General features: G+C 71.1%; 22 protein-coding genes and 2 pseudogenes. 14 read left to right on the top strand and 10 right to left on the bottom strand.

What is annotated here, in order from left to right; genetic code table 11:
* The first annotated feature begins 66 nt into the window (after nucleotides 1-66).
* From MXD95_RS23255 to MXD95_RS23210, 10 genes are read left to right on the top strand one after another with little or no spacing between them, the layout of a single operon-like run.
* Nucleotides 67-2,178, top strand: a complete 2,112-nt coding sequence (locus MXD95_RS23255; protein ID WP_250642831.1) for a hydantoinase/oxoprolinase family protein — start codon at nucleotides 67-69, stop codon at nucleotides 2,176-2,178.
* Nucleotides 2,175-4,331 carry a hydantoinase B/oxoprolinase family protein gene (locus MXD95_RS23250; protein WP_250642830.1) on the top strand — a complete coding sequence of 719 codons (2,157 nt, stop codon included), beginning with the start codon at nucleotides 2,175-2,177 and terminating at the stop codon, nucleotides 4,329-4,331. The genes MXD95_RS23255 and MXD95_RS23250 overlap by 4 nt, the downstream gene beginning before the upstream one ends.
* The gene (locus MXD95_RS23245) at nucleotides 4,331-5,140 is read left to right on the top strand and encodes a DODA-type extradiol aromatic ring-opening family dioxygenase (RefSeq protein ID WP_250642829.1); all 810 of its coding nucleotides are present in this window, start codon (nucleotides 4,331-4,333) and stop codon (nucleotides 5,138-5,140) included. The genes MXD95_RS23250 and MXD95_RS23245 overlap by 1 nt, the downstream gene beginning before the upstream one ends.
* Nucleotides 5,137-6,117, top strand: a complete 981-nt coding sequence (locus MXD95_RS23240; RefSeq protein ID WP_250642828.1) for a dienelactone hydrolase family protein — start codon at nucleotides 5,137-5,139, stop codon at nucleotides 6,115-6,117. Before MXD95_RS23245 ends, MXD95_RS23240 begins: the two co-directional genes overlap by 4 nt.
* On the top strand, nucleotides 6,114-6,959 hold the full coding sequence (locus tag MXD95_RS23235; protein WP_250642827.1) for an alpha/beta fold hydrolase: 846 nt from the start codon (nucleotides 6,114-6,116) through the stop codon (nucleotides 6,957-6,959). Before MXD95_RS23240 ends, MXD95_RS23235 begins: the two co-directional genes overlap by 4 nt.
* Entirely contained in the window at nucleotides 6,956-7,831 is an 876-nt protein-coding gene (locus tag MXD95_RS23230) for an alpha/beta fold hydrolase (protein WP_250642826.1), read from the top strand. The genes MXD95_RS23235 and MXD95_RS23230 overlap by 4 nt, the downstream gene beginning before the upstream one ends.
* Nucleotides 7,828-8,502: a class II aldolase/adducin family protein gene (locus tag MXD95_RS23225; RefSeq protein ID WP_250642825.1), complete on the top strand. Its 675-nt coding sequence runs from the start codon at nucleotides 7,828-7,830 to the stop codon at nucleotides 8,500-8,502. Before MXD95_RS23230 ends, MXD95_RS23225 begins: the two co-directional genes overlap by 4 nt.
* A gap of 58 nt (nucleotides 8,503-8,560) precedes the next feature.
* A complete protein-coding gene (locus MXD95_RS23220) occupies nucleotides 8,561-9,715 on the top strand; it encodes a sugar ABC transporter substrate-binding protein (protein WP_250642824.1) in 1,155 nt (384 codons plus the stop codon).
* Nucleotides 9,712-11,247 carry a sugar ABC transporter ATP-binding protein gene (locus MXD95_RS23215; protein WP_250642823.1) on the top strand — a complete coding sequence of 512 codons (1,536 nt, stop codon included), beginning with the start codon at nucleotides 9,712-9,714 and terminating at the stop codon, nucleotides 11,245-11,247. Before MXD95_RS23220 ends, MXD95_RS23215 begins: the two co-directional genes overlap by 4 nt.
* Nucleotides 11,237-12,223 (top strand): ABC transporter permease, encoded by a 987-nt coding sequence (locus MXD95_RS23210; RefSeq protein WP_250642822.1) that lies wholly within the window; start codon nucleotides 11,237-11,239, stop codon nucleotides 12,221-12,223. Before MXD95_RS23215 ends, MXD95_RS23210 begins: the two co-directional genes overlap by 11 nt.
* Here the strand turns inward: MXD95_RS23210 and MXD95_RS23205 are convergent.
* Nucleotides 12,198-12,980, bottom strand: coding sequence for an IclR family transcriptional regulator (locus tag MXD95_RS23205; protein ID WP_250642821.1), 783 nt, complete (start codon nucleotides 12,978-12,980; stop codon nucleotides 12,198-12,200). The genes MXD95_RS23210 and MXD95_RS23205 overlap by 26 nt on opposite strands.
* Nucleotides 12,981-13,090: 110 nt before the next feature.
* Between MXD95_RS23205 and MXD95_RS23200 the strand changes: the two genes are divergently transcribed.
* Nucleotides 13,091-13,837 carry an SDR family NAD(P)-dependent oxidoreductase gene (locus MXD95_RS23200; RefSeq protein WP_250642820.1) on the top strand — a complete coding sequence of 249 codons (747 nt, stop codon included), beginning with the start codon at nucleotides 13,091-13,093 and terminating at the stop codon, nucleotides 13,835-13,837.
* 30 nt (nucleotides 13,838-13,867) lie between these two features.
* Here MXD95_RS23200 and MXD95_RS28690 read toward each other — a convergent pair.
* The 5 genes and pseudogenes from MXD95_RS28690 to MXD95_RS23180 all read right to left on the bottom strand — a co-directional run.
* A pseudogene (locus MXD95_RS28690) lies at nucleotides 13,868-13,957 on the bottom strand (IclR family transcriptional regulator); the annotation flags it as partial.
* Between the two features lie 568 nt (nucleotides 13,958-14,525).
* Nucleotides 14,526-15,863 carry an NtaA/DmoA family FMN-dependent monooxygenase gene (locus tag MXD95_RS23190; RefSeq protein WP_250642819.1) on the bottom strand — a complete coding sequence of 446 codons (1,338 nt, stop codon included), beginning with the start codon at nucleotides 15,861-15,863 and terminating at the stop codon, nucleotides 14,526-14,528.
* A gap of 7 nt (nucleotides 15,864-15,870) precedes the next feature.
* Nucleotides 15,871-15,993, bottom strand: a complete 123-nt coding sequence (locus tag MXD95_RS28685) for a hypothetical protein (RefSeq protein WP_285223739.1) — start codon at nucleotides 15,991-15,993, stop codon at nucleotides 15,871-15,873.
* 124 nt (nucleotides 15,994-16,117) lie between these two features.
* Nucleotides 16,118-16,711, bottom strand: coding sequence for a TetR/AcrR family transcriptional regulator (locus MXD95_RS23185; protein WP_250642818.1), 594 nt, complete (start codon nucleotides 16,709-16,711; stop codon nucleotides 16,118-16,120).
* 340 nt (nucleotides 16,712-17,051) lie between these two features.
* Nucleotides 17,052-17,402: an MDR/zinc-dependent alcohol dehydrogenase-like family protein gene (locus MXD95_RS23180; RefSeq protein ID WP_250642817.1), complete on the bottom strand. Its 351-nt coding sequence runs from the start codon at nucleotides 17,400-17,402 to the stop codon at nucleotides 17,052-17,054.
* Nucleotides 17,403-17,886: 484 nt separating this feature from the next.
* Here MXD95_RS23180 and MXD95_RS23175 point away from each other — a divergent pair.
* The 3 genes and pseudogenes from MXD95_RS23175 to MXD95_RS23165 all read left to right on the top strand — a co-directional run.
* A pseudogene (locus tag MXD95_RS23175) lies at nucleotides 17,887-17,979 on the top strand (IS6 family transposase); the annotation flags it as partial.
* Between the two features lie 281 nt (nucleotides 17,980-18,260).
* Nucleotides 18,261-18,443: a hypothetical protein gene (locus MXD95_RS23170; RefSeq protein ID WP_250642816.1), complete on the top strand. Its 183-nt coding sequence runs from the start codon at nucleotides 18,261-18,263 to the stop codon at nucleotides 18,441-18,443.
* A 46-nt stretch (nucleotides 18,444-18,489) separates the two neighbouring features.
* Complete coding sequence (locus MXD95_RS23165) at nucleotides 18,490-19,491, top strand: glycosyltransferase family 4 protein (protein WP_250642815.1); 1,002 nt, start codon at nucleotides 18,490-18,492, stop codon at nucleotides 19,489-19,491.
* 13 nt (nucleotides 19,492-19,504) lie between these two features.
* On the opposite strand, the gene MXD95_RS23160 is transcribed toward MXD95_RS23165, so the two are convergent.
* The 4 genes from MXD95_RS23160 to MXD95_RS23145 all read right to left on the bottom strand — a co-directional run.
* Nucleotides 19,505-21,043, bottom strand: a complete 1,539-nt coding sequence (locus MXD95_RS23160) for a glycoside hydrolase family 130 protein (protein ID WP_250642814.1) — start codon at nucleotides 21,041-21,043, stop codon at nucleotides 19,505-19,507.
* Nucleotides 21,044-21,083: 40 nt separating this feature from the next.
* A complete protein-coding gene (locus tag MXD95_RS23155; RefSeq protein ID WP_250642813.1) occupies nucleotides 21,084-22,106 on the bottom strand; it encodes a glycosyltransferase in 1,023 nt (340 codons plus the stop codon).
* Nucleotides 22,103-23,368 (bottom strand): glycosyltransferase, encoded by a 1,266-nt coding sequence (locus tag MXD95_RS23150; protein ID WP_250642812.1) that lies wholly within the window; start codon nucleotides 23,366-23,368, stop codon nucleotides 22,103-22,105. The genes MXD95_RS23155 and MXD95_RS23150 overlap by 4 nt, the downstream gene beginning before the upstream one ends.
* A 239-nt stretch (nucleotides 23,369-23,607) precedes the next feature.
* Nucleotides 23,608-24,089, bottom strand: a 482-nt coding sequence (locus tag MXD95_RS23145; protein ID WP_285223738.1) for a TCP-1/cpn60 chaperonin family protein, incomplete at its 5' end; no start/stop codon positions are given.

Below are 24,089 nucleotides of genomic sequence, written 5' to 3'. Positions count from 1 at the left end.
CTGGCGCACATTTCCAGGACCGCAATGTGGTCGTAACGGTACGGCCGCCCGGAATTTGGGGTCTGTATGATCAGACGGTTCTTTGTCGGCACTGATGTCGGTGGGACGTTTACTGACCTGGTGGTGCTGGAGGAGGGAAGTCCTCCCCGCCTGTTCAAGTCGCCGACAACGCCGCAGGACCGTGCTGTCGGAGTGGTCTCCGCGCTTGAACTGGCCGCCGACTCGTATCGGATGGGTCTCGTGGAGTTCTGCGCGTCCGTCCGCTATTTCGCGCACGGCACGACGGCGGCCACGAATGCGTTGATCGAACGTAAGGGCGCGCCGACCGCGCTGTTGACGACCCGCGGATTCACCGACACCATGGCTATTCAGCGGTCGATGACGTCCTGGGTGGGAATGGGCGCCGCCACCGGTCACTACAGTCGGCGTCGCAATCCCGACCAGATCGTGCCGCGTGAGTGGATCGAGGGAATCACCGAGCGGACCGACGCGGCGGGCGCCGAGATCGTCGCCCTGAACGAGGACGAGATCCGCGCCGCCGTACGCCGGTTGCGTGCGTCCGGCGTGCGCGCGCTGGCCGTGTCGTTCCTGTGGTCGTTCGTCAATGGCGCGCACGAGGCCGAGGCCGCCCGGATCATCACCGAGGAGTGGCCCGAGGCTTACCTGACGCTCTCCCACAAGATCGCCCCGGTCATCGGCGAGTACGAGCGGACCGCCACGACCGTGGTGAACAGCTACCTCGGCCCGGTCATCCGCAACTACGTCGAGGGGCTGGAGGACCGGCTGCGCGCGTCGGGTTTCCAGGGCGAGTTCTCGATCATGGACTCCGGCGGCGGTGTCATGCGGGCCCAGGACGCCGCGCAGCGTTCGGCGTCGATGCTGACCTCCGGCCCGGCCGGGGGAGTGCTGGCCTCGCTCGCGTTGGCCGAACGGCTCGGGCACCGCAACGTGATCACCTCGGACATGGGTGGTACGAGCTTCGACGTCGGACTGATCATCGAGGGGGCGCCGCTGGTCGAGCGGGTCAGCGAGGTCGGTGATCTGCACCTGGCGATGCCCCGCATCAAGGTGACCGCGATCGGGGCGGGCGGCGGGTCGATCGCCTCGGTCGACGAGTCCGGCGTGCTCGTGGTCGGCCCGGAGAGCGCCGGTTCCGTCCCCGGGCCCGCCTGCTACGGGCGAGGGGGCGACCGCCCGACCGTGACCGACGCCGACGTGGTCCTCGGGATCATCGACCCGGCGTACTTCCTCGGCGGCCAGATGCCGCTGGACCCGGCGCTGGCGGAGAAGGCCATCCGCGAGCACGTCGCCGGACCCCTCGGGCTGTCGGTGGAGGAGGCCGCCGCGGGGATCCGGCGGGTCGCCGACAACCAGATGGCCGACCTGCTGCGCAAGGTCACCGTCGAGCAGGGGCACGACCCCCGCGACTTCGTGGTGTACGCCTACGGCGGCGCCGGCCCGACCCACGCCTACGCCTACACCGAGGCGGCCGGTATCGACACGCTGGTGGTACCGCCCACGGCCACCGTCCACTCTGCCTACGGCACGGTCATCTCCGACCGGTACCGCGCCGTGCAGATGACCGACGTGCAGCGCACGCCTCCAGGCGCGCCCGATCCCGCCGAGCACCTCGACGCCGCGCGGATCGACGCCGCCCTCAACGACCTCGTCGACAAGTGCGGGGCCGATCTGGACGATGATCCGCGCGCCCGGTTCGTGCGTATCGCCTACCTCAAGTTCCGCCGCCAGTCGCACGAGCTGCCCGTCGTGGTCCCCGACGGTGAGGTCACCACCGAGGTGCTCCGCGGCGTCGTCGCCGAGTTCAAGGCCGTCTACGAGCGGGTCTACGGCGCGGGTACCGCGCTGCTGGGCGCCGGCGTCGAGCTGCACACCCTGCGCGTGGAGGGCCGCGTCAGCGTCACCGAGGTCTCCGAGACCGCAGCGGCCGGAACGACCGACCTGCGGACGGCACGCATCGGCGAGCGGTTCGTGCACTTCCCCGAGACCGGCCGGGTGTCGACCGGCGTGTTCAGGGGTGAGGAGTTCGGACCCGGAGCGGAGCTGCACGGCCCGGCGATCCTCGAGTTCCCCGGTACCACCGTCGTCCTCGGCCCCGCCCAGTCGCTGCTGGTCGACGACGGCAACAACCTCATCATCGACTGCAGGGGGAACGCGTGACCACCATCGATCCCGTGACCTTCGAGGTCATCCGCCACCGGCTGCTGGCCATCACCGACGAGCAGGGTGCGACGCTCGCGGCGATCTCCGGCTCGACCCACGTGGTGGAGGCCAGCGACTACAACGTCGGGCTTTACCTGCCCGACGGCTCCGTGGCCGCGATGGGCCGCACAATCCTCTCGCACGCGTCGTCGATGGCCGCCATCACCCAGTCGGTCATCGAGGACTGCACGGAGGATCCCGGCATCCACCCCGGCGACATGTTCCTCGTCAACGACCCCTGGAAGGGCACGGTGCACGCCCAGGACGTCGGGCTCATCGCGCCGATCTTCTTCGAAGGTGAGCTGCTGGCCTGGACTGGTGCGATGTGCCACATGGTGGATGTCGGCGGAATGACGCCCGGCAGCTTCTGCATCGACGCCACCGACTCCTTCCAGGAGGGGCTCCAGCTGCCGCCCGTGAAGCTGATCGAGTCCGGGAAGGTCCGCGGCGACGTGTGGAACGTCGTCCTCGCCCACACCCGGATGCCCTCGACGGTCAACCTCGACCTGCGGGCGCTCGTCGGCGCCAACAACACCGCGATCAAGGCCATGACGGGACTGGCCGAGAAGTACGGCGCGCAGACCGTCCGCACGGTCATGGCCAACCTGATCGAGTTGTCGGAGCGTCGGCTGCGCAACCGGTTGGCCAAACTGCCCGACGCCCGCCTCCACTCCCGGGCCTTCCTCGACAACGACGGAGGGCTCGGTGAGGTCTACGAGGTCGACCTCGTCCTCACCAAGCGCGGCGACACCCTGCACTTCGACTTCTCGGCGTCGTCGCCGCAGGCCAAGGGCTACATCAACTGCGCACGCTCGGGAATGATGGCCGGCATCGCGGCGGCGCTGCTGCCGACGCTCGCCTTCGACGCCCCGTGGAACGAGGGATTGTTCCAGGTCGTCGAGGTCGAGTGTCCCGAGGGTCTGATCTGCAACGCGGCCCGTCCGGCGGCCGTGAGCGGTGGCGCGCTGGAGGCCGGGTGGATGGTCGAGATGACGGCGGTCGAGTGCCTGTCCAAGCTCGCCGCCTGCTCCGAGGAGCTGCTGCCAGAGGCACAGGCCACCCCTGCCGGCGGCCCGGACAAGTTCGTCCTCACCGGCGCCGGCGAGGACGGGGCCCGCCAGACCTACGTGATCATGGACTGCCTGGCAACCGGCGGCGCGGCCTACAGCCACCGCGACGGCGCCTGGACCCAGGGGCAGCACAACATCGAGCGGCAGCGGATCTCCAACGTGGAGGCCGTCGAGATGGACTCGCCGCTGCTGTACCTGTGGCGCGGCCTCGTGCCCGACTCCGGTGGGGCCGGGCGACACCGCGGTGGCATGAGCATGGGGGCGGTCTACGCGATCCACCGGGGACGCGACGTCACGGCGCTCAACTCCGCGCACGGCTGGGAGGCGCCGAACTCCACCGGGATCTTCGGAGGCTACCCGGGGGCACAGAACACCCGCACCGTCCTGCACGGCAGCGATGTCAAGGCACGGCTGGCGGCCGGTGAACTTCCGGACCTGGAGACCCTCTCGGGCGAGCGGCCCGTCATGCGGGGACGCCAGGGCCAGTACGGGCTCGGTGAGCACGACATCCTCGCGACCGTGCCGCAGGCGGGCGGTGGCTGGGGCGACCCGCTCGACCGGCCGGTCACCGACCTCCAGACCGACCTCGACCTCGGCGCGATCACCGCGGACGCCGCGGCCCGCCTGTACGGCGCGGTCCTCGTCGACGGCCGGGTGGCCGCCGAGGAGACCGAGCGGCGCAGGGCCGAACTCCGAGCGGACCGGCTGACCTGGCCCACGCGACGAGCCCTGCCGGCGGCCCCGGACGACGCCGTCCGCCTGCACCCGCTCGGCGACCGGCTCTCAGTCCTGGGAGCGGGCGGCGGCCACTGGATCGGCTGCGCCTGCGGGACCATTCTGGCCCCCGCGAACGAGCCATGGCGGCAGTACGCCGGACGCCAGGTCAGCCACGACGTGCACGAGGTGAGCCACGCGACCCGGCTGAGCGATGAGCTGGAGCTGCGCCGCTACGCCTGCCCCTCGTGCGGCACGCTGCACGCCACCGACGTGGTCCGGCGCGGCGCCGACGACCTCGACGACCTGCGTCTGTTGGACGCCTGATGGTTCGTGTCGTCCTCGCCGCGGCGACCTCGCACGTCGGCGCGATCGTCAAGGACCCGCACACCGCCCCGGCCGACTCCGGCGTCCTGCACGACGCCTGGCGCCGTCTGGACGCCGAGATCGCCTCCGCCGAACTCGACGGCGTCGTCGTGGTCGCCACCGACCACTACGAGACGTTCGGGCTGGACAACTACCCGGCCTTCTGTCTCGGCGTCGCCGACGACTTCGAGGGCTGGGGCGAATTCGGCAACCCTGGTGGCCGGATCAAGGGCCGCCCGGGGCTCGCCGCCGAGCTGCTCCATGGCCTGACTGAGGCCGGGTTCGAGACCGCCCGGTCGCACACGATGCGCCTGGACCACAGCTTCACGGTGCCCTGCACCAAGCTGCCGGCCGCCGCCGCCGCCGGGGTGGTGCCGCTGTTCGTCAACTGCAACACCCCGCCGCTGCCGACGCTGCGCCGCTGCCTGCGACTCGGCCAGGCCCTGCGGGAGACACCGGGGGAGGCCCGTATCGGGGTCATCGCGACCGGCGGCCTGTCGCACTGGGTCGGGCTGCCGCGCTTCGGCGACATCAATCCGGCCTTCGACGAGGCGTTCCTGTCCCTCCTGGAACGGGGCGGGGTGGCGGAGACGCTCGACTGGAGCGACCGCTGGATCGAGCACGAGGCCGGCAACGGCGCGCTGGAGCTGCGGACCTGGCTGATCGCCGTAGGTGCGGCCGGGTGCGGGCCTGCCCGCACCTACGCCTACCGGCCGATGCCTGCCTGGACCGTCGGCATCGGCATCGCCGCCTTCGAGGTGGCGCCATGAACCTCGTCGGCCTCAACCGCCTGGCCTGGGACCTGGAGCACCGCCGCGCGGAGCTGCGCGAGGACCTGGCCGAGGCGCTGCTCGACTATCCGCTCACCAATCGGGAGCGGCGGGCCGTGCTGGCCAGGGACGCCGCCTGGCTGCTGGCTGGCGGCATGAATCCGGTCGCTCTGCGCAACCTCATGGTCAGCCTCGGGGTTCCGCACAGCGCCATGTACGCACTCCCGACGCCCGAGGAGGCGACCATGTGGGTGACCTTCCCCAGCGGCGGTGATGAGATCCGCGGGTATCTGGCCGTTCCGGCGACGTCCGACGGCCCGCCGCCGCGGGTGGTGATCATGGCGCACGAGAACCTCGGCGTCACCCAGCACCGGCAGGACGTGACCGAACGGATCGCCGCCGCCGGGTACGCCTGCCTGACCGTCGATCTGTACAGCAGGATCGGCGGCCGCCCGCCCCAGGACTACACGACGCCGGAGGAGCGCCGGGCGAAGGCGTTCCTGGCCGCCGCCGACGAGCAGGCCATCCCCGACCTGGAGGCGGGCCTGGACTACCTGGCCGGGCGCGGCGATGTCGACGCCTCGCGGGCGGTCGCCATCGGCTTCTGTCTCGGCGGCGGGCTCGTGCTGTCCTGGGCGACGCGGACCGACCGGTTGTCGGGTGTGGTCGCGCTCTACGGCCTGCCCGAGCTCCCGCCCGCCTACAGCCCGACCGGCCGCACCCGCTCGCGCATCGAGACCGCGCACACGGTCCGCTGCGCGGTGCAGGCGCATTTCGGCGGTAGCGACGAGGTCATCCCGCTCGACCAGGTGAAGAGGCTGACCGAGGCGCTCGGCGAGAGCGGCCAGGACGCCGAGGTCCTCGTGTACGAGGGCGCCGGCCACGCGTACCACGACGACACCCACCCCAGCCACCACCGGGAGGCGGCCGAGCTCACCTGGCAGCGCTCGCTCGACTTCCTCGCGGCTCACCTGTGAGCCTCTGGACGGATCTGCTGGGCGCCGAGCTGCGTGTCATCCCAGTGGCCGGGGTCGGCACCCGGGCCGTGCTCATCGGCGAGGGGCCACCGGTGGTCTTCCTGCACGGCAGGGGCGGTCACCTGGAGACCTTCGCCCGCAACCTGGCCGCGGTCGCCGCGGGCGGGTACCGGGCGATCGCCCTGGACCTGCTCGGCCACGGTCTGACGGAACGTCCGGCGGACGGCCGCTACACCATCGACACGCTCACCGCGCACGCGACGGCGGTCCTGGACCGGCTGCACCTCGACCGGGTCCACCTGGTCGGGCAGTCCCTCGGCGGCTGGGCGGCGGCGCTGCTCGCGCTGGCGACGCCCGATCGGGTGGCCGGACTGGTCCTGATCGAGCCCGCCGGGCTCCAGGACGAGGCCGAACGCCTGTCCGACACCAGGGTCCGCGCCGCCTACCGGTCCGGAGGGCAGGCCTACGAGCAGCCCACCGCGGCGGCCGTCGCGACGCGGCTGCGGGGGCTGCTGGCCGATCCCGAAGCGCTCGATCCGGAACTGGTGCTGGTGCGAGCCCGCCTGTACGCGCCGGACGAGGCACGCGCGGTGCACCGGTCGGTGCGGGCGGCCGATCACTCGCCCTGGCTGCTCACCCCCCAGCGGCTCGGCGAGCTCACCGTTCCCGCGCTGTTCGTGCGTGGTGAGCACGGGCACACCCCGCCGGCCGTCGTGCGGTCCGCCGCACAGGCGGCCCGCGCCCAGGTCGTGACCGTGCCAGGCGCGAAGCAATGGCCGCAGTTCGAACGGCCGGACACCGTCAACACCGCCATCCTCGACTTCCTTGGAGCACACCCGTGACCTTCTGGACCGACGCACTCGGCGCCGAGATCCGCTTCCGCGACGCCGCCGGCTGGCGTACCCGATCGATCGAGGCGGGTGCGGGAGAGCCCGTGATCCTCATGGGCGGCCTCACCGGGCACGCCGAGGCATTCCTGCGCAACCTCGGCCCGCTCGCCGACCGGGGCCTGCGCGTCTACGCGATCGATGCTCTCGGCCACGGTCTCACCGCCCGCCCCGAGGACGTCACCTACCACGCTCCGATCTTCACCGAGCACCTCATCGGCTTCCTCGACGCCATTGGGGCCGACCGGGCTCATCTGGTCGGTCAGTCGCTCGGCGGCTGGACCGCCTTCTACACCGCCCTGCACCACCCCGACCGCGTGGCCCGGCTGGTGTCGGTCACCGGCGCCGGAGTCCTGCTGTCCACGGCCGACCGGGCCGCCGAGAGTGAGCAGGTGCACGCCCGGGTCCAGGCCGTCACGGCCAAGGCCACCGCGACGCCCACGCGCGAGAGCGTCCGCGCCCGCCTGGAGTGGCTCATGGCAGACCCCGCGTCCGTGACCGACGAGCTGGTCGAGTGCCGGTACCGCTACTACACCCTCCCCGGCAGCGAGAAGGCGCAGGCCAAGCTGGTCGCCGAGCAGCCGAGCACGGAGAACCGGGCGCACATGTTCGACGAGGCGGCGCTCGCGCGGATCGAGAACCAGGCGCTCATCGTGTGGACCGACAACAACCCCACCACCCCTCCCGAGGTCGGCCGCCGGGCCAGCGAGATCATGCCCAACGCCCGTTTCGACATGATCACTGGCGCGGGTCACTGGCCGATGTACGAACAGCCCGAGCAGTTCAACCGGATCGTCGGTGACTTCCTCACTGAGGACCGGCCGTGACGGCCCCGGCGGTGGAGGTCGCGCTCGGCTGCCGCATCCTCGCGGCGAACGGGAACGCCGACATGATCTGGGGGCACCTGTCGCAGCGCGACCCGGTGGGTGACGGAGTGTGGATGAAGGCGGCAGGCTTCGGCCTGAAGGAGATCACCGCCGACCGCGTCATCCGCATCGACCGGTCGGGGCGGCGGATCGACGGTGACGGCAAGGTCCACCTGGAGTACCCGATCCACACCGAGATCATGGCCGTGCGACCCGATGTCGGAGCCGTCGTCCACAGCCACGCCGAGTCCGCGGTCGCCCTCGCGGCGACCGGGCAGACGCCACGGCCGATCGGGCACGAAGGCACCCTGTTCTGGCCCCCTGACCTGCCTGTCTTCACGGAGACCGGCGACCTCGTCCGTGACTCCGCCCTCGGCGCGTCGCTCGCGGGCGTGCTCGGCGACCGCAACGCCGTTCTGCTCCGGCAGCACGGGCTGGTGACCGTCGGGCCCGACGTCCCGACCGCGGTCATGACGGCGATCTTCCTGGAGAAGGCGTGCCGGATGCAGCTCGGACTGCTGGGCGCCGACTTCACCTGGTCCGACGAGCCCGAGGCCCTGGCCAAGCGCGACCGGTGCTACGGCCCCGACCAGCTCTCCCGCGCCTGGGAGTACCTGGTCCGCAGCGCCTGATCGCCCCGACACCCGCAACGCATCGCACCCCGACACCAACCCCCCGAAGGGCATCATCATGTTACGTTCGTCCGCCATCCGGCTCGCCGGAGCCTTCATCGCCTTCGGGCTCGTGTTAGCAGGCTGTAGCTCCGACGCGGGCTCCGAAGGAGCGTCCCCCACCTCCGCCCCGACGCTGTCCGCCTCCCTCACCAAGGCCATGGCCCCGGCAGCGGACAGCGCCTACAAGGAGCCGGGCCCCGCCGTCACCGGCGTCTCCAGCCTGGCCGGCAAGACCGTCTGGTACATCCCGCTGAGCTCGCAGATCACCACCACGCAACTCGTGCAGACCAGCCTGTCCGAGGCGCTCGGCACCGCCCACATCGGCGTCCACGCCTGCAGCGGAGACGCCAACCCCTCCACGATCGCGGGCTGCGTCACCAGCGCCATCAACGGCCAGGCGGCGGGTGTCGTCTTCGACTCGATCGTTGCCGGGTTCGTGGCGGAGGGCATCCGGCAGCTCAAGGCGGCGCACATCCCGGTCGTGATCGCCGACGAGCCCAACCCGGACGGTGACTCGCCGGGCGACGCCTCGCTCGCCTACGTCCCGGGCAACCCGATGCAGGCACTGCAGGTCCTCGCCCAGTGGATCGCCGCGGACAGCCACGGCAAGGCCGGGGTACTGATCAACGAGGTCACCGATGCGCCGCCGCCGATCGCCTACGTACAGAACGGCTTCATTCCGGCCCTCAAGAGCGCCTGCTCCTCCTGCACCGTCACGGTCAACAAGATCCAGTCCGCCAACTACTCGCTGATGCCCTCCTCCACCAGCGCCGCGCTGATCGCCAACCCCACGACCGACTACGTCGTCTCGGAGTTCGACGCGTTTGCCGCACCGACCCAGCAGGGCGTCCAGCAGACCGGGAAGCTCAACGCGGTCAAGGGCGCCTCCACCGGCGGCCTCCTCGCGCAGCTCCAGACGCTGAAGTCGGGGACGTTCCTGCGCGCCGACGTCGGCACGAACTTCGCCTACCAGGGCTGGGCGATGTCCGACCAACTGCTGCGCCTGCTGACCGGGGCCGCGCCCATCACCTACCAGGTGCCGCTGCGGCTGTTCACCGCCGCCAACATCGGGAGCCTGGACCTCACCAACCAGGCACAGACCTCCGGTGACTGGTACGGCAGCACCGCCTACAAGCAGATGTTCACCCGGCTGTGGGGACTGGGCAATTGAGCCCGCACCGCCTCAGCATCACCGGGCTGTCCAAGACGCACGGGTTCAGCCGGGTGCTCCACGACGCCGCCTTCGACGTCGCACCCGGCGAGGTCCACGCGCTCGTCGGGCAGAACGGCTCCGGCAAGTCCACCATCGTCAAGATCCTCACTGGCTACCAGGGCGCCGACGCCGGGGGAAAGGTGATGGTCGACGGCCGGCACCTGGCACTGCCCGCCCGCGCGGCGGATCTCCGTAGCCTCGGAGTCTCAGTCGTCCACCAGGACCTCGGGCTCAACCCGGGCGACTCCGTCGTCGACAACATCTGCGTCGGTTCATGGCCACGGCACAGGGTCACCCGCCTCATCAATCGGCGGCGCGCCACTCAGCAGGCCCGCGACGCGCTGGAGCGCGTCGGCGAGCAGGTCGCGCTCGACGCCCTGGTCGGTGACCTTCCGATCGCCGACCAGGTCAGCGTCGCGATCGCCCGCAGCGTGCGCAACCTGCCCAGCGGGGGAGGGTTGGCCATTTTCGACGAGTCCACGCGGGCGCTGCCACCGGACTCGCTCGGCCACTTCCACAACCTCACTCGGGCGCTCACGGAACAAGGCACGGCCGTACTGCTCGTCAGCCACAACCTCGACGAGGTGCTGACGCTCGCCGACCGCGTCACCGTGCTTCGCAGCGGCCGCGTCGTCGCCTCAGGCGCATCGACGGCCGGGCTCACCGCCCCTGACCTGACCCGGCTCATCCTCGGGCACGCGCTGGACACGGCCGCCGCCCACCCGAGCGCGAAGGCCGGAGGCCACGCTGAGCTGCAGCTGCGGGAGGTGGGCGGCGGACTGCTCACCGACCTGTCGGTGTCGCTGGCGGCCGGGGAGATCGTCGGTATCACCGGTCTGGCCGGTTCAGGTCACGAGGAGGTGCCCGCCTTACTGACCGGCACCCCGGGCAGCCGGGGAGAGCTCCGCCTCGGCGAGACCGTGCTGGACCTGCGCCGACTGACGCCTCGCAAGTCCATAGACGCGGGCATCCACGTCGTCCCGGCCGAACGAGCCCGCCGCGGCCTGGCACTGGAGTTGTCGATCGAGGACAACATCGCGCTGTCCCGGCTGCGCCGTGGCGGTATCCGGCCGCTGGTCGGGGCCGGGCAGCACGCGGACACGCGGGCGGTGATCGAGGGACTGGACGTCCGACCGCCCCGCCCCGACGCCCTGGTGCGCACGCTCAGCGGCGGTAATCAGCAGAAGGTCCTGGTCGGACGGGCCATGCTGGGCAGCCCGCGGCTCCTGGTCCTCCACGAGCCCACCCAAGCCGTCGACGTCGGCGCCCGGCGGGACATCCACTCCGCCATCCGTCGCCAGGCGGCGACCGGAACACCCGTCCTGGTCATCGCGAGCGACCCGGCCGAACTCATCGAGCTGTGCGACCGGATCCTCCTCGTCCACGGCGGCCGTGGACGCGAGCTGACCGCCGGCCACACCGTCGAGGCCTTACTCGACGGCATCTACTCCGAAGCGACACTCGAGGGGGCCACCCGCCATGGCAACTGAGACCAAGCAACTGAGCCTCGGCGCGCCGGCAGCTGTGCTCCGGTTCACCGAGCGGTGGACCATGGTCGGCCTCTGGATCCTGCTCGCACTGGTCTTCGCGGTTCTGGAGCCATCGAAGTTCGCCACGTCAGGCACCTTCAAGACGATCTTCGGGTCGCAGGCGCCGTTGCTGTTCCTCGCGATGGCCGTGCTGTGTACGATCATGGTCGGCGAGTTCGTGGACCTGTCCATCGCCTCAGTGCTCGGCCTGGCCGCCACACTGCTGCCAGTACTGGCCGTCCAGCACCATGTGCCCATCGCGGTGGCCTGCCTCGCGGCCCTGGCCGCCGGCGTTCTCGTTGGTGTCGTCAACGGTGCGCTGATCGTGTACCTCGGGGTGAACCCCATCGTGGTCACCCTCGGCATGTCCACGCTGCTCCTCGGGCTCGCCTTGTGGAGCACCGACCTCAACAGCGTCAGCGGCTTGGACCCGCACGTCTCCGCAATCGCGCTCACCGACGTATTCGGGCTGCCTATCTCGTTTTACTACGGCATCGCCCTCGTCCTCATCGTCGCCTACGTCACCGCGTTGACGCCCCTCGGCCGCCACATGCGCTTCGTTCACGCCAACCGCGAAGTCGGACGGCTGGCGGGAGTCCAGGTCAACCGCATCCGTTTCGGGGCCTTCGTCCTCGCGGGGCTGCTCAGCGCCGGGGGAGGGGTGCTGCTGGTCACCGGCGTAGGCGGGTTCGACCCCAACTCCTCGGGCACCTACCTCCTGCCCACCTACGCCGCAGTGTTCATCGGCACGGCCGTTGTCCGCCCGGGCAGCTTCAATCCGATCGGCACCTGGATCGGCACGTACTTCCTCGCCACCGGCGTCATCGGTCTCCAGGAGCTGGGGCTGGCCGCCTGGATCTCCAACGTCTTCTACGGCGGCGTACTGATCGTCGCGGTCGCCGTGTCCACCATCATCGGCCGGCGGCGACGTGGCTGACGCACTCGCGCACCAGCTCACCGATGGCGGTGAGCCGCCGCGACCCGCACCGCGACACCGGGGCGATGACGGCGACGGCGCCGGCGGCCCGCCCCTTGTCCAGCACCACCACACTCGCCCCCGCGACACCGGTGGCGAACTCACCGCTCTCCACGGAATAGCCGCGCTCCCTGGCCCGGTCGATCTCGGCCAGGAAGGCGTCGGTGTCGGTGATGCTCCGGTCGGTGCGCCGCGGCAGCCGCAGCGCGGGCATCAGCTCCACCACCTGGTCACGCGGCAGACTCGCCAGGGCGGCCTTCCCGATGCAGCCATTGGCGATCAGGGACCTGCGGCCGACCGGCGACAGGACGCCCAGCACGTGCTCGGCGTCCCGGCGCTGGATGATCACCAGGCTGCGGTCGCGCCAGTCGATCTCCGCGGCCAGGACGGTCTCGCCGGTGCGCTCGGCCAGCCGCGCCACGATCCGCTCGGTCACCGACGCCACGGGCGAACCCTTCGCGGCGACCGGCGCGAGCTCGAGCAGGCGGGTGCCGAGCCGGTAGCTGCCGTCCTCGTCACGCCGTAGGACGCCGTAGGCGAGCAGCGAACCGGCGATACGAAGAGTAGTCGCCTTCGACAGCCCCACTCCCTGCGCCAACTCGGTCAGCGTCAGGCGTGGGTGGGCACTGCTGAAGCACGTGAGGATCTCCAGAGCGCGGTCGACAGATCGCACATGGCTCACTGACAGTGACGAGCTTTTCGGGCCAACGTCGGACACCTCGTCTCCTCTCCGAGGTCAGAACGTGTGTGGTCCACGTCTCATGGGCCTAAGCCTGCGCCCAAGGTAACGCATGTGGACCTAAGTGTTTCGCCTGATGAAACCCCGCGATGGAGGGCATCATGATCGATAATGCTCGCGGCGAGCTGGCCGGACGTCGGATCCTCGTTATCGGAGCGGCCTCGGGCATAGGCGCCGCGACCGCCGAGCTCTGCCGCGGTCACGGAGCCATCGTGCACTCCGCGGATCTCCAGACGACCCCTGACGGGGACAACGTCGATCTCCTCGACGAAAGGTCGGTGGCGGCCCTCGTGGATCGGGTCCGGGCGCGCTGGTCGGCACTTGACGGCCTCGTCATCACGGCTGGAGCCTCCCACCGCGGGAGCATCGCGGACACCTCTCCCGAGACTCGCCGCGCGCTCCTCACACTCAACGCGGCGGCTCCCGCCGACGCGATCGCCCAGTTCCTTCCCCTGCTCGCGGAGGGAGACCGCCCGTCCGTTGTCACGGTCGCCTCCGCGACGGGCCTGCGTGCCTATCGCGACTTCGCCGCGTACGCCGCCTCCAAGGCCGCGCTCATCCACTGGTCGCGGGCCGCCGCCCACGAGCTCGCGTCCTCGGGCATCCGCGTGAACTGCGTCTGCCCTGGCCCCACCGATACGCCGATGCTCCGCGGCGACGTCTCCGACTCCGCCGACGCGCTCGACTTCATCGCGACTCTGACCGCACGGGGCCGACTAGGCGCCCCGGTCGAGGTCGCCGAACCGATATCCTTCCTCCTCTCGCCCCGAGCATCGTTCATCACCGGAGCGGTGCTGGCGGTGGACGGTGGAGAGACGGTCCATGATGGTCGATGAAAATCCGCTGGACTCGCCGACGAGGCGATGGATCGTCGTGAGCGGCAGTTCCGCCCGCCGCGCGACCTCCGACAGTGGCAGCCGGGTGTGGTGCGGCGTCGACGTCCCGAGGATCGCCATGATCCGTCCGACGACGGTCGCGCCCGGGCCGCTCGTGTTCCCCGCCACGCGGGTGATTCTTCCACTGAGCGGAACTAGGCCCCTTCGTGGTCGGTCGAGTCGCTTCTACGCTGCGTCCCATGAGTGGTCCCGCCGCACCGACGCTCGGATCGCAGACCGTGATCAGCGAGGAGGTCGGAGGCGGACCGGCCGACGACGACTACCTCGGCCTCGCCGACACGGTGATCATCCGATCGGACACCTGTACCCCTACCGACCACAGATCGTCCGGGAGGGCGCCCGGCGGCTGTCCTCGGGCGATTTCGTGCCCGCACTCGAACAGTTCCTCGGCTCGGGTGCCGGCCTGTCCGCCTCCACCGTGACTGACCGGCCACCTGGCAGGCCGACTACCGGACGCTCACCAACCGAGACGTCGTCGAACTTGCCCCGGCCCGGCCGGGCGAACGTGGCGGCAGGTCCAGCCTGGTGGAGGCCGAGGATGTTGAGGCCGAGGCGTCTGGTGCGGCGGATGATCGCCAGGAGTTGGGAGCCTGCAGGGACACGGTGCTGGGGAGGTGGGTGTTGGTCATCAGCGGGCCGTTTCTGTGACGCGGGGGTCGAGTCCGTACTGGTCGCGGGCTCCGAGGTGGTCGCGCAGGGTCGGGCCCTCGTAGTCGTGGTGGAAGAGGCCGCGTTCCTGCAGGAGGGGGACGACCTGGTCGACGAAGGCGTCGACGCCGTCGTGGTAACCGTCGATGGCCAGCGAGAAGCCGTCGCAGGCCCCGGCCTCGAACCATTCCTGCATGTGGTCGGCCACGTCGGTGGCGGTGCCGGCGACGACCGGGTGGTAGTCGATGACGCCGTGCGCCAGGACATCCCGCAGAGTCCAGCCCTCTCGCGCCACCTCAAGGGCGCGGGCTGAGCGAGCATCGTGCGGGCTGGGTACAGCATCGGCCAACTGGCGCGTGGTCAGCGGCTTGTCGAGCTGCTCGTGGCTCAGCGGCAGACCGATCATCGCGCCGAGGTAGCGGACGCGCTGGCGCAGGTCGACGGACTCGTCCAGGAAGCGGCGCCGCTCCAGGGCGGCGTCGCGGGAGGAGGCGATGGTCGGCATGAAGCCGGCGAACATCTTCACCTCGTCCGGGTCGCGCCCGGCCCGCTTGGCGGTGTCCCGCAGGGCGCCCCGCTGGGCGATGGCGTCGTCGATCGTCATCGGGTTGGCGTACACGCCGTCGGCGTACCGGCCCGCCAGCTCCAGGCCGTAACTGCCGCCGCCCGCCTGGAAGATGACCGGCTGCCCCTGCTCGGACGGCGGGATGGGCAGCGGGCCACGGGAGGCGACGTGGCGGCCCTGCAGGTTGACCGGCTGGATCTTGCCCATGTCGGCGAACCGCTTGCCCTCGACGTCGAGGACCCAGGCGTCCTTCTCCCAGCTGCCCCACAGCGCCTGCACGATCTGGACGAACTCGTGGGCGCGCTCGTACTTCTCCGCGCGGGGTGGAAGCTGCGAGCCGAAGTTCGCCGCGGCCGCCGGGTGGGAGGTGGCGACCGCGTTCCAGCCGGCCCGACCGCGGCTGATCACGTCGAGGGCCTTGTACTGGCGGGCGAGGTTGAAGGGCTCGTTGAAGGTGGTGGAGCCGGTGGCGACCAGGCCGATCCGCTCGGTCTCCCGCGCGATGGCGGTGAGGACGATGATCGGGTCGATGGGGTGGTGCGGGTGCGCGGTCTCCAGGTCCACGTCCAGGACCGGGGTGTCCGCGATGAACAGCAGCTGGATCTTGCCGCGCTCGGCGGCCTGTGCGTAGCGCACGAACTGGTCCATGTCCGTGTAGCTGGACAGGTTCGCCCCGGGCAGCCGCCATGCCCCGGGCTCGGATCCGTAGCCGCTGGTGAACTGCATGGCCAGGAGCATCTGTGAGCGGGTCATGGGGGTGTCAGCGGTGGGCGGCGCGGTTCATCCCGACGACGTCGTCCAGGGTGGGGTTGTCGGGGAGGGCGGCGAAGCGCTCGGGCAGATTTCCACCGATGGCTCCAGCTCCGATAACAGTTATTTTCATGATTTGTCCCTTCGAGGGTTGTGTCACGGATGTGATGACGGTGCGGCGGGATTGCCGGGCCTTGCCGGATCCCGTGGGGCGCCGGGGCCCTTCGGCGGCCCGGTCCTGGGCGAGTTGCCGACCGCTAGGTGCGGTCGTCCGGCTCGCGGTATCCGTGGGCGACGAGCGCCCGCAGCCGGTCGACCGATTCTCCGGTGGCGCCGGTGCCCTTGATCCAGGCGACCGAGCAGGCCGCGAGGAACAGGTGGTAGCCCGTCACCGATGGGCGTACGTACCCTGTGCGCTGTGCGGCTCGCACGTACTCGCCGGTCGTGGCGATGAGCTCGTCACAGGGGACGGTGAGCGGATTGTCCGGGTCCTGCGCCCGGGTCGCCGCCATGAGGGGTTCCGGCAGTCCGTTGTAGGCGCTGAGGTAGTCCTCCATCGCCCGCAGCCACTGCGTCAGCGCCGTGCTGGCGTCGTCGATGCCGGCGATGTCCGCCCGGCGGGTCACCAGTTCCTCGGTGCGGGACTGGAGTACGGCCGACAGCAGGGCCTCACGGGTGGGGAAGTGCCGGTACAGCGTTCCCGGCCCGACGCCCGCCTCCTTGGCGACCGCCTCCAGTGACGTGCCGACCCCGTCCCGCAGGAAGTGGCGCTGGGCCGCGTCCAGGAGGGTCGCGCGATTGCGCTGGACGTCGGCGCGGGGCTTGCGGCCCTGCTGCTCCTTGGCGCTCATACGCTCTCCCGCACTCTTCCCGTAAGGTGGCCGATCGAAAACGGAGGCTATCTCCGAAGTACCTCAACGGTAAATCGGAGGCACCCTCCGGTTAAATTTGGCGTGGCTGCCCCGCTCGTGAGCGCGGATGGTGCAGGCGCCTGCCGGAAGCGCCCGGCCAGTGGCAGACCAGAACCGGCCGGCCGGCCGAACCGGATCGCCCGGCCGGACGAGGACCGGTGCGCCAGCGAGGGCGGCCACCGGCCCGGCGTGCAGGCCGCCCATGGCGGCGAAGCGTCCCGAGGGTGGCAGTCGTGCGCTGCGCGTCATCGCGGCGAGCAGCACGCGCGCCGTGCCCGCCTCAGTCCTCGTACAGGGCGATGAGGCGACTCGTGACTCCGCCTTTGCGAAGCCGGTCCAGTCCCTCCGGGATGCCCTCCGGCGTGATCCGGTAGTCCACGATCAGTTGCAGGTCCTTGTCCGCGAACTCGGTGATGGACTCGGCCACGCCGGTCAGCCCGATCTCGGCGGCCCGCGCGCGGGTTTCCGGGTTCAGCTCGGCCGCGTAGACCTCGGCCCCCTTGAATACGGCGATGCGCGCGCCGATGTATCCGAGGCCACCAAGGCCGATGATCCCGACCCGCATACCCTTCTTCGCCCCGCCGCGCGCAACCATGGCGTGATACGAAGTGAGGCCCGCGTCGGTCGCCATCGCCCCCACTTCAAAGGAGAGTTCATCCGGCAGTCGCCCACCCGTTCTGTGACGGGTCTTTCCTGACCTCTCCCGGGGGATCGATGCTCGGCCTCCGCGCGCCTGGCTGCGCCGTGGCTGTAGTAGGCCGTCCCCATTGCCTACCTCCTTCTCGCCCCCTGAACAGATGAAACGGAGGATGCCTCCGATCGCAACCGAGAGTAAATCGGAGGATGCCTCCGGTCAAGTGGCCTCCGCCTCCGCCCCAGGGCAGGCCGCATGGCCGCCACGCGCGGCGACGGGGTCCGGGAGCCAGCCCCCGAGCCGGCGGAGATCGACCGAACCCTCCGGGAGGATCTTGATGCTCCGCGCAGGCAGCGCCACAGCAGGAACCGGATCTGCGACCGGATCACGGCTGAGCAGGCACTGTTGCATTGACGAAGTCGGCCATCGCGGGGCGTCCGATCGGCCATGATCGGGTGATGCGTCGACGTCGTGTCCGTCCCAGAACATCCGCTGCGGCCACTACGAACTCGCCGTCAACACCAACCCACAGCTGAGGCTGGCAGTCGCATTCACCGAACTCGCCGCCGCCGTCTGGCCGCCGATCACCGAGGCCGCTGGCCTGCCCCGCCTCCCCGGAACGCAACAGCGCCGATCAGATCTATTTTTACAGACGCCGAAATAGCGGTCAGTTGGACCTGAAAAGCGGAAGGTCTCCGGTTCGACACCGCGCCCGGATAAATGCCGACACGGTGCGTACAGGAACTGTGCTACCCTGGCCAGCAGGCCGGTATTTCGCGAATGTCGACACTCGATCGATGTCGTCGCCGGTCGTGGTCATCCGGCGGTCTTCATCGCCGGGGTTAGGCGGCCGTCATGACGGCGGGCCAGATGATTGCTGTTCTCGACGATGTCGATTTCGCGCGCTTTGACGACGATGGCGGCGCGCCCATCCGGCTTCGCGTAGCCCCGGTGGGCAGGCCGGAGACACTGCCGCCGGAGGCGGCGGGCGGGGTGGGGGAGGGCGACGTCGTCGCCCGGCCGGCATCTTCTCGGTGATCGCCAGAGCGGGCCCCGCGGAACGGGTCGTGCTGTGAGGGTGGCGATGCTCGCGCCGGTCGCCTGGCGTACCCCGCCCCGGCACTACGGCCCCTGGGAGCAGATCGCCGGCCTTCTCACGGAGGGCCTGCTCGGGCACGGGGTGGACGTCACGTTGTTCGCGACGCTCGATTCGGTGACGGCCGGCCGGCTGGACGGCGTGTGCCCGCGGGGGTACGCCGAGGCCCCGTCCCTCGACGGCCGGGTGTGGGAGGCCCTGCACGTGGCCCACGTGTTGGCCCGCTCGGGTGAGTTCGACATCGTGCACAACCATCTCGACTGGCTGCCGCTCGCCTTCGCGCCGAGTTTCCGGGCTCCGATGGTCACGACGGTGCATGGTTTCTCCGATCCGCGGATTGTGCCCGCCTATGCGCGGGCGGCCTCCGCGTACGTGTCGATCTCCGACGCCGATCGCAGTCCGGAGTTGGACTATGTCGCGACCGTGTACCACGGCGTCGACCTGGACACGCTCCCGTTCTCGGCGGCGGGCGGAGACGACCTTGTCGTGCTCGGCCGGATCCATCCCGACAAGGGCACCGCGGTCGCCGTCGACATCGCCCGACGCGCGGGTCGGCGCCTGGTGATCTGCGGAATCGTCCAGGACGAGCGTTACTTCGCCGAGCAGGTGCTTCCGCACGTCGACGGGGACCGGGTCCGCTATCTGGGCGCTGTGGGGCCGGCCGCACGGGCGGAGGTGCTGGGATCAGCGGCCGTGCTGCTGCATCCGATCGCGTTCGACGAGCCGTTCGGATTGGCGGTCGTCGAGGCGATGGCCTGCGGTACCCCGGTCGTCACCCACCCGCGCGGAGCCATGCCGGAGGTGGTCGACGAGGGGGTGACCGGCTTCCTGGTGGATGGACCGGTGGCCGCGGCGGCCGCGGTGGATCGCGCCGCGGCACTGGACCGCGCCGCCTGCGGGGCGACGGCGCGACGGCGGTTCTCCAGCGCGCGGATGGTCGCCGACTACCTCGCCGTCTACGCGGGCGTTCTGGGTCGTCCCGTCTCCTGAGCCCGCTCGAGGGTCACACCGGGTGCGGAACCATGCGCGCGAGGAGACGGTCGACGGGCACGCTGGCCATCCCGATCCGGCTGTCGCCGATCCCGTACGGCAGCCACAGCAGTCCGCTGTGGATCACGTTTCCGCACGAGTAGACGACATTGGGGACGTAGCCCGCGTTCTCCTGCCCGGCCGGGGCGAGCAGCGGTTCGGGCAGCGCCGCGATCACCCGTCCCGGATCGTCGAGAGCGAGCAGGATCGCGCCGATGGTGTACGTCCGCATCGGCCCGACGCCGTGGGTGAGCACGAGCCAGCCCGCCGGCGTCTCCACCGGGGAGCCGCAGTTGCCCACCTGGAGCAGCTCGAAGGCGACCCGCGGCCCGTGGAGTGGACGCGCGGGCTCCCACACCTGGCCGTCCCCGGAGGCTGTCAGACCGGTCGACTCACCGTCGGAACGGCACAGCGCGAGGTGGCGACCATCGATCAGTCGTGGGAACAGTGCCATGCCCTTGTTCCGGGCGGCCCGGCCCGCAAGCGGTGCGGTGGTGAAGACCCGCAGGTCGGGGCTGGTGAGCAGGCGCGGGGAGATGTCCGTGCCGTCGAAGGCTGTGTAGGTGGCCCGGTAGTCGACCGTCCCGTCCGGTGCGGTGAACCGGACGAATCGGGCATCCTCCATGCCGTTGCTCTCGCTGGCGACGGTGGGCCACAACACCCGCTGCGTCAGAGTGCTGTCCGGAGGGAAGGCGACCCGCCGCAGCGATCCGGCGATCGAACGGATGCCGGCGAGGATCCCGGGTGCCTGGGGGCGACGGAGCAGGTCGGGGGGAACCGCGGCGAAGGCGCGGGAGAGATCGGGGTCGGGTTCGCTCTCGGACTCGCCCTCGGGTGACGGCGAGTCCAGTCCCCCCAGGACGGCCCGGGTGACCTCGTCGTCGAGTCCGTGTTCGGTGAGCACGGCGCGCAGGCGGGTGGCGTCCCACTCGACGGATGCGGTGACGCCGGTGGTGAGCGGTCCGGTCCGCGGTTCCAGGCGCACCGTCGGGCCTGGGCCGATCACACCGACGGCGAAGCCGATCGACGACAGATGGCCCTCTCCGACGGCACGCAGGCTCAACGCCAGCCGCAGGGCTCCGGACGGCAGCCCGGACTGGTCGGGGTGCGGCACCGCCGAGGGGTTGGTGACCGCCGCCCCCTCCACCGCGTACTCGGCGGTGAAACACGCGCCGAGCAGCAGAGCCCGCGCCGGGGAGAGCTCCGCGGGCGCCGGAACCCGCGAAGCCACCACCGCGGCGTGCCGCGCCAGAATGCCCCGGTAGTCCCGGTGGCGGGGCTCGAACCGTTCGAGCAGGTCGGCGACCAGGCTGTCGACCTCCGGCTCGGGCAGGGCAAGCACACGGTCCACGATGCCAGCGGCGCGGGAGTGCGGCTGGCTGCCTTCCTCCCCGGGCAGGAAGAGCCGCGCGATGACCCGGCCGCTGTCCGGCGTAAGTAGCAGCGGATGCCGCGTGACCAGCTCGTTCTCGGTCGTCCGGGCACCCGTGGGCCTCCGGGTGCTCCCAGTCACGGCGTCACGGCGTCACGGCGGTCACGGCGCGTCGCGGCGGTCACGGGGTCGCGGCCAGGAGGCGGCGGGCGTGCTGAGCGGTGGAGAGCAGGGCGAGCGCCGATTCGGCGCCCTGGTTGAGATTGCGGCCAGCACGCTCGAGCCCGTCGTAGCAGCCGCCGGTGTCCGGGTTGAGCAACGGCGTCGCGCCGTCGTTATCCCCCAGGAACCAGCCGCGGGCGCGGCCGAGGCCGGCCAGCCATCTTCTGCGTCCGGTGGCCGCGTGGGCGCGGGCGCAGGCGTCCGCGATAGCCGCGGCCTCGATGGGCTGCTGGTCGAAAGCGGGCCCGCGATCCGCCCCCGGCTGGCGGCCGGCGACAGGGGTCAGCGACAGGCTCCCGCCACGGGTCTCCACCTGGAGTAGCCAGGCCAACAGCCGCAGTCCGTCCGCGAGCAGCGCCTTGTCGGGCAGGCACATGCCGGCGAGGATCAGTGCTTCCGGCACGGCGCCGTTGGCGTACCGCAGAGTGGGCTCCGGCCACGGCCAACCCGGGTCGGCGCCGACCGGTCCGATCATCGCGACGGCCGCGGTGAGCAGCGCGCGCGCCGGTTCGTCGTTCGGATGGGCAAGCAGCACCTCCCCGGCGCCGAGCGCGGCGAACGTCATCGCCCGCGGCCAGGGCGAGCGGCCCCCCGCGCTGGCGAGGAAGCCGTCCCGGGCCCGGGCCCGCAACCGGCGGGTCGGCCCGGTGGCGGCCGCCGTGCCCAGCCCCCACAGGGCCCGGCCCCAGCAGTCACCGAGACCGGGATCGTCCATCCACCGTCCGTCGCTGTCGCGTCGGTTGCGGACGGTGCCGTCCGCCGCCTGCGCCGCCAGCACGAAGTCGAGGTAGAGCTCGAACAGCCGTACGAGGTCGAGCCCGGGTGACGGCTCGCGGGCGAGGACGACCAGCCCGCGCGCGACGTCGTCCACGCAGTAGCCGTGCTCCCGGCGCGGCACCGAACCGAGGGCGTGCTCGAACAGGCCGATGTCGTCGGTGAGCCGGAACAGGTGGTCGAACGAGACCGCGGGCGCGGCGTTCACCGGGCCGCCGACACGGGCGCGGCCGACGGCCGGCTCCCACGGCGGGCGACCAGCCCGGCGGCCATCTGCCGATACTGGGCGGCGACCGCCGGCCACAGCAGGTCAGGGGCCTTGGCGTCGACGGCGGCCGCCAGATCGGCGCGCACCGTCTCGTCCGTCGTGATGCGGCGCACCGCGGCCGCGATCGCGTCCGGGTCCCGGTGTGGCACGAGCAGGCCGCTGCCGTCGCCGAGTAGCTCGACCGCGTGCGGGAACCGGGTGGCGACAATCGGCCGCAGCGCGGCGAACGCCTCGATGAGCACGCCGGATGTCACCTGGTCAACCGAGTCGTAGGGAAGCAGCACGACATCGGCCCGGCGCACGAGCTCCGCCAGTGACACCGGGTCGAGGTAGCGGTCGACGAAGCTGACCGAGTCGGTCAGGCCGAGATCGCGGGCTCGCGCGGCCAGCCGCTCCCGGTAGGCCTCGCCCTCCCGGGCGAGGACCTTCGGATGGGTCTGGCCCGCGACGATGTAGTGCGGGGCAGGGTCGAGGTCGGCGAGCCGCGCCATCGCGGTGATGCCCCACTCGATGCCCTTCCCCGGTCCGAGCAGCCCCCAGGACAGGACGGTCGGCCTGCCGCCGCGGTCCGTGGGCCCCCGGCGGCCACCCGTCGCGCCGTGCGGAATGACGAACACCCGGCGTGGGTGGACCCGGAAACCCTCGACGAGCCGGACCTGTGCGGTCTCGGTCATCACGACCACCGCATCCGCGGACGCGGCCATGGACTCCAGGATGTGCCGCTGATGCGGCGTTGGTTCCTGCGGCACGGTGTGCAGGACGACGATCACCGGGACGTCGAGGGCATCGAGCACCGCGAGCACCTCGTCGCCGTCCGGGCCTCCGTACACGCCGTACTCGTGCTGCACCACGGCGACGTCGAAACCGTTCAGCAGGCGCGCGGCCTCACGCGGACCGCCCGGTGTCCCGGCAACGAGATCTCCGACCACGACCGATCGGCCGGGCGGACCAGGTCGGCCGGGCGACCGGGCCAGCGGCGCGGACGCGGCACCGGCGAAATCGTGCGCGGCACCAGCGGCACCAGCGGCACCAGCGGCGCCGTGCGCTACGCCGGCCACCTCAGTCGCGTCCACGAGGCGCACCACCCCGCTGGACGCGCCGGGTGCCGAACTGTTCAGTTCCTCGAACATAGCGGCCGTGAAGGTCGCGAGACCGCACTGAGTCGGTGGATAGGTACTGAGGAAGCCAAAGCGCAGGGGCACGAGACCCACCTTCTGGTTGGCGCCGGCGAGTGGACCGACCGGCACGGCGCGGGGTTCGCCGGCACCCACCGTGCCGGCGAGCGGACCCGTGTTGTCCTCCGGCGACTGGCCACGCGACGGTGTCGGCGCGAGACACGGCGACACCGCCGCCAGACCGGAGGAGTGAAGCTGGCGCGAAGTCCGGCGGCCGGGACGACTGCGCCGGCTCAGAAGTCCGTGCGGCTCAGAAGTCATCCGGCTCAGAAGCCCATGCCGGCCATGCCGCCCGGGTCGCCCCCGCCCCCGGCCGCCCCCGGCGTCGGCCTGTCCGCGACGACGACGTCGATGGTGAGGAAGAGGCCGGCGATCGACGCGGCGTTCCGCAGCGCCGAACGGGTGACCTTCGCGGGGTCGATGATCCCGGCGGCGACCATGTCGACGTACTCGCCGGTGGCCGCGTTCAGGCCCTGGCCGGCCGGCAGGCCGCGCACCCTCTCGACCACCACCCCGCCCTCGAATCCGGCGTTGCTCGCGATCTGGCGCAGTGGGGCAGCAAGAGCCCGCTCCACGATCAGAGCGCCGGTGGCCTCGTCGCCGGAGAGGTCGAGCTTCTCGAAGGCGCTGGTGGCGGCCTGCAGGAGCGCGACGCCACCGCCGGCGACGATGCCTTCCTCGACGGCGGCCTTGGCGTTGGAGACGGCGTCCTCGATGCGGTGCTTCTTCTCCTTGAGCTCGACCTCGG

Source organism: Frankia sp. AiPa1, assembly GCF_023243075.1.
Taxonomy (GTDB): domain Bacteria; phylum Actinomycetota; class Actinomycetes; order Frankiales; family Frankiaceae; genus Frankia.
The sequence above is the reverse complement of the archived record's forward strand: the minus strand, read 5'-3'. Positions and strand labels throughout refer to the sequence as shown.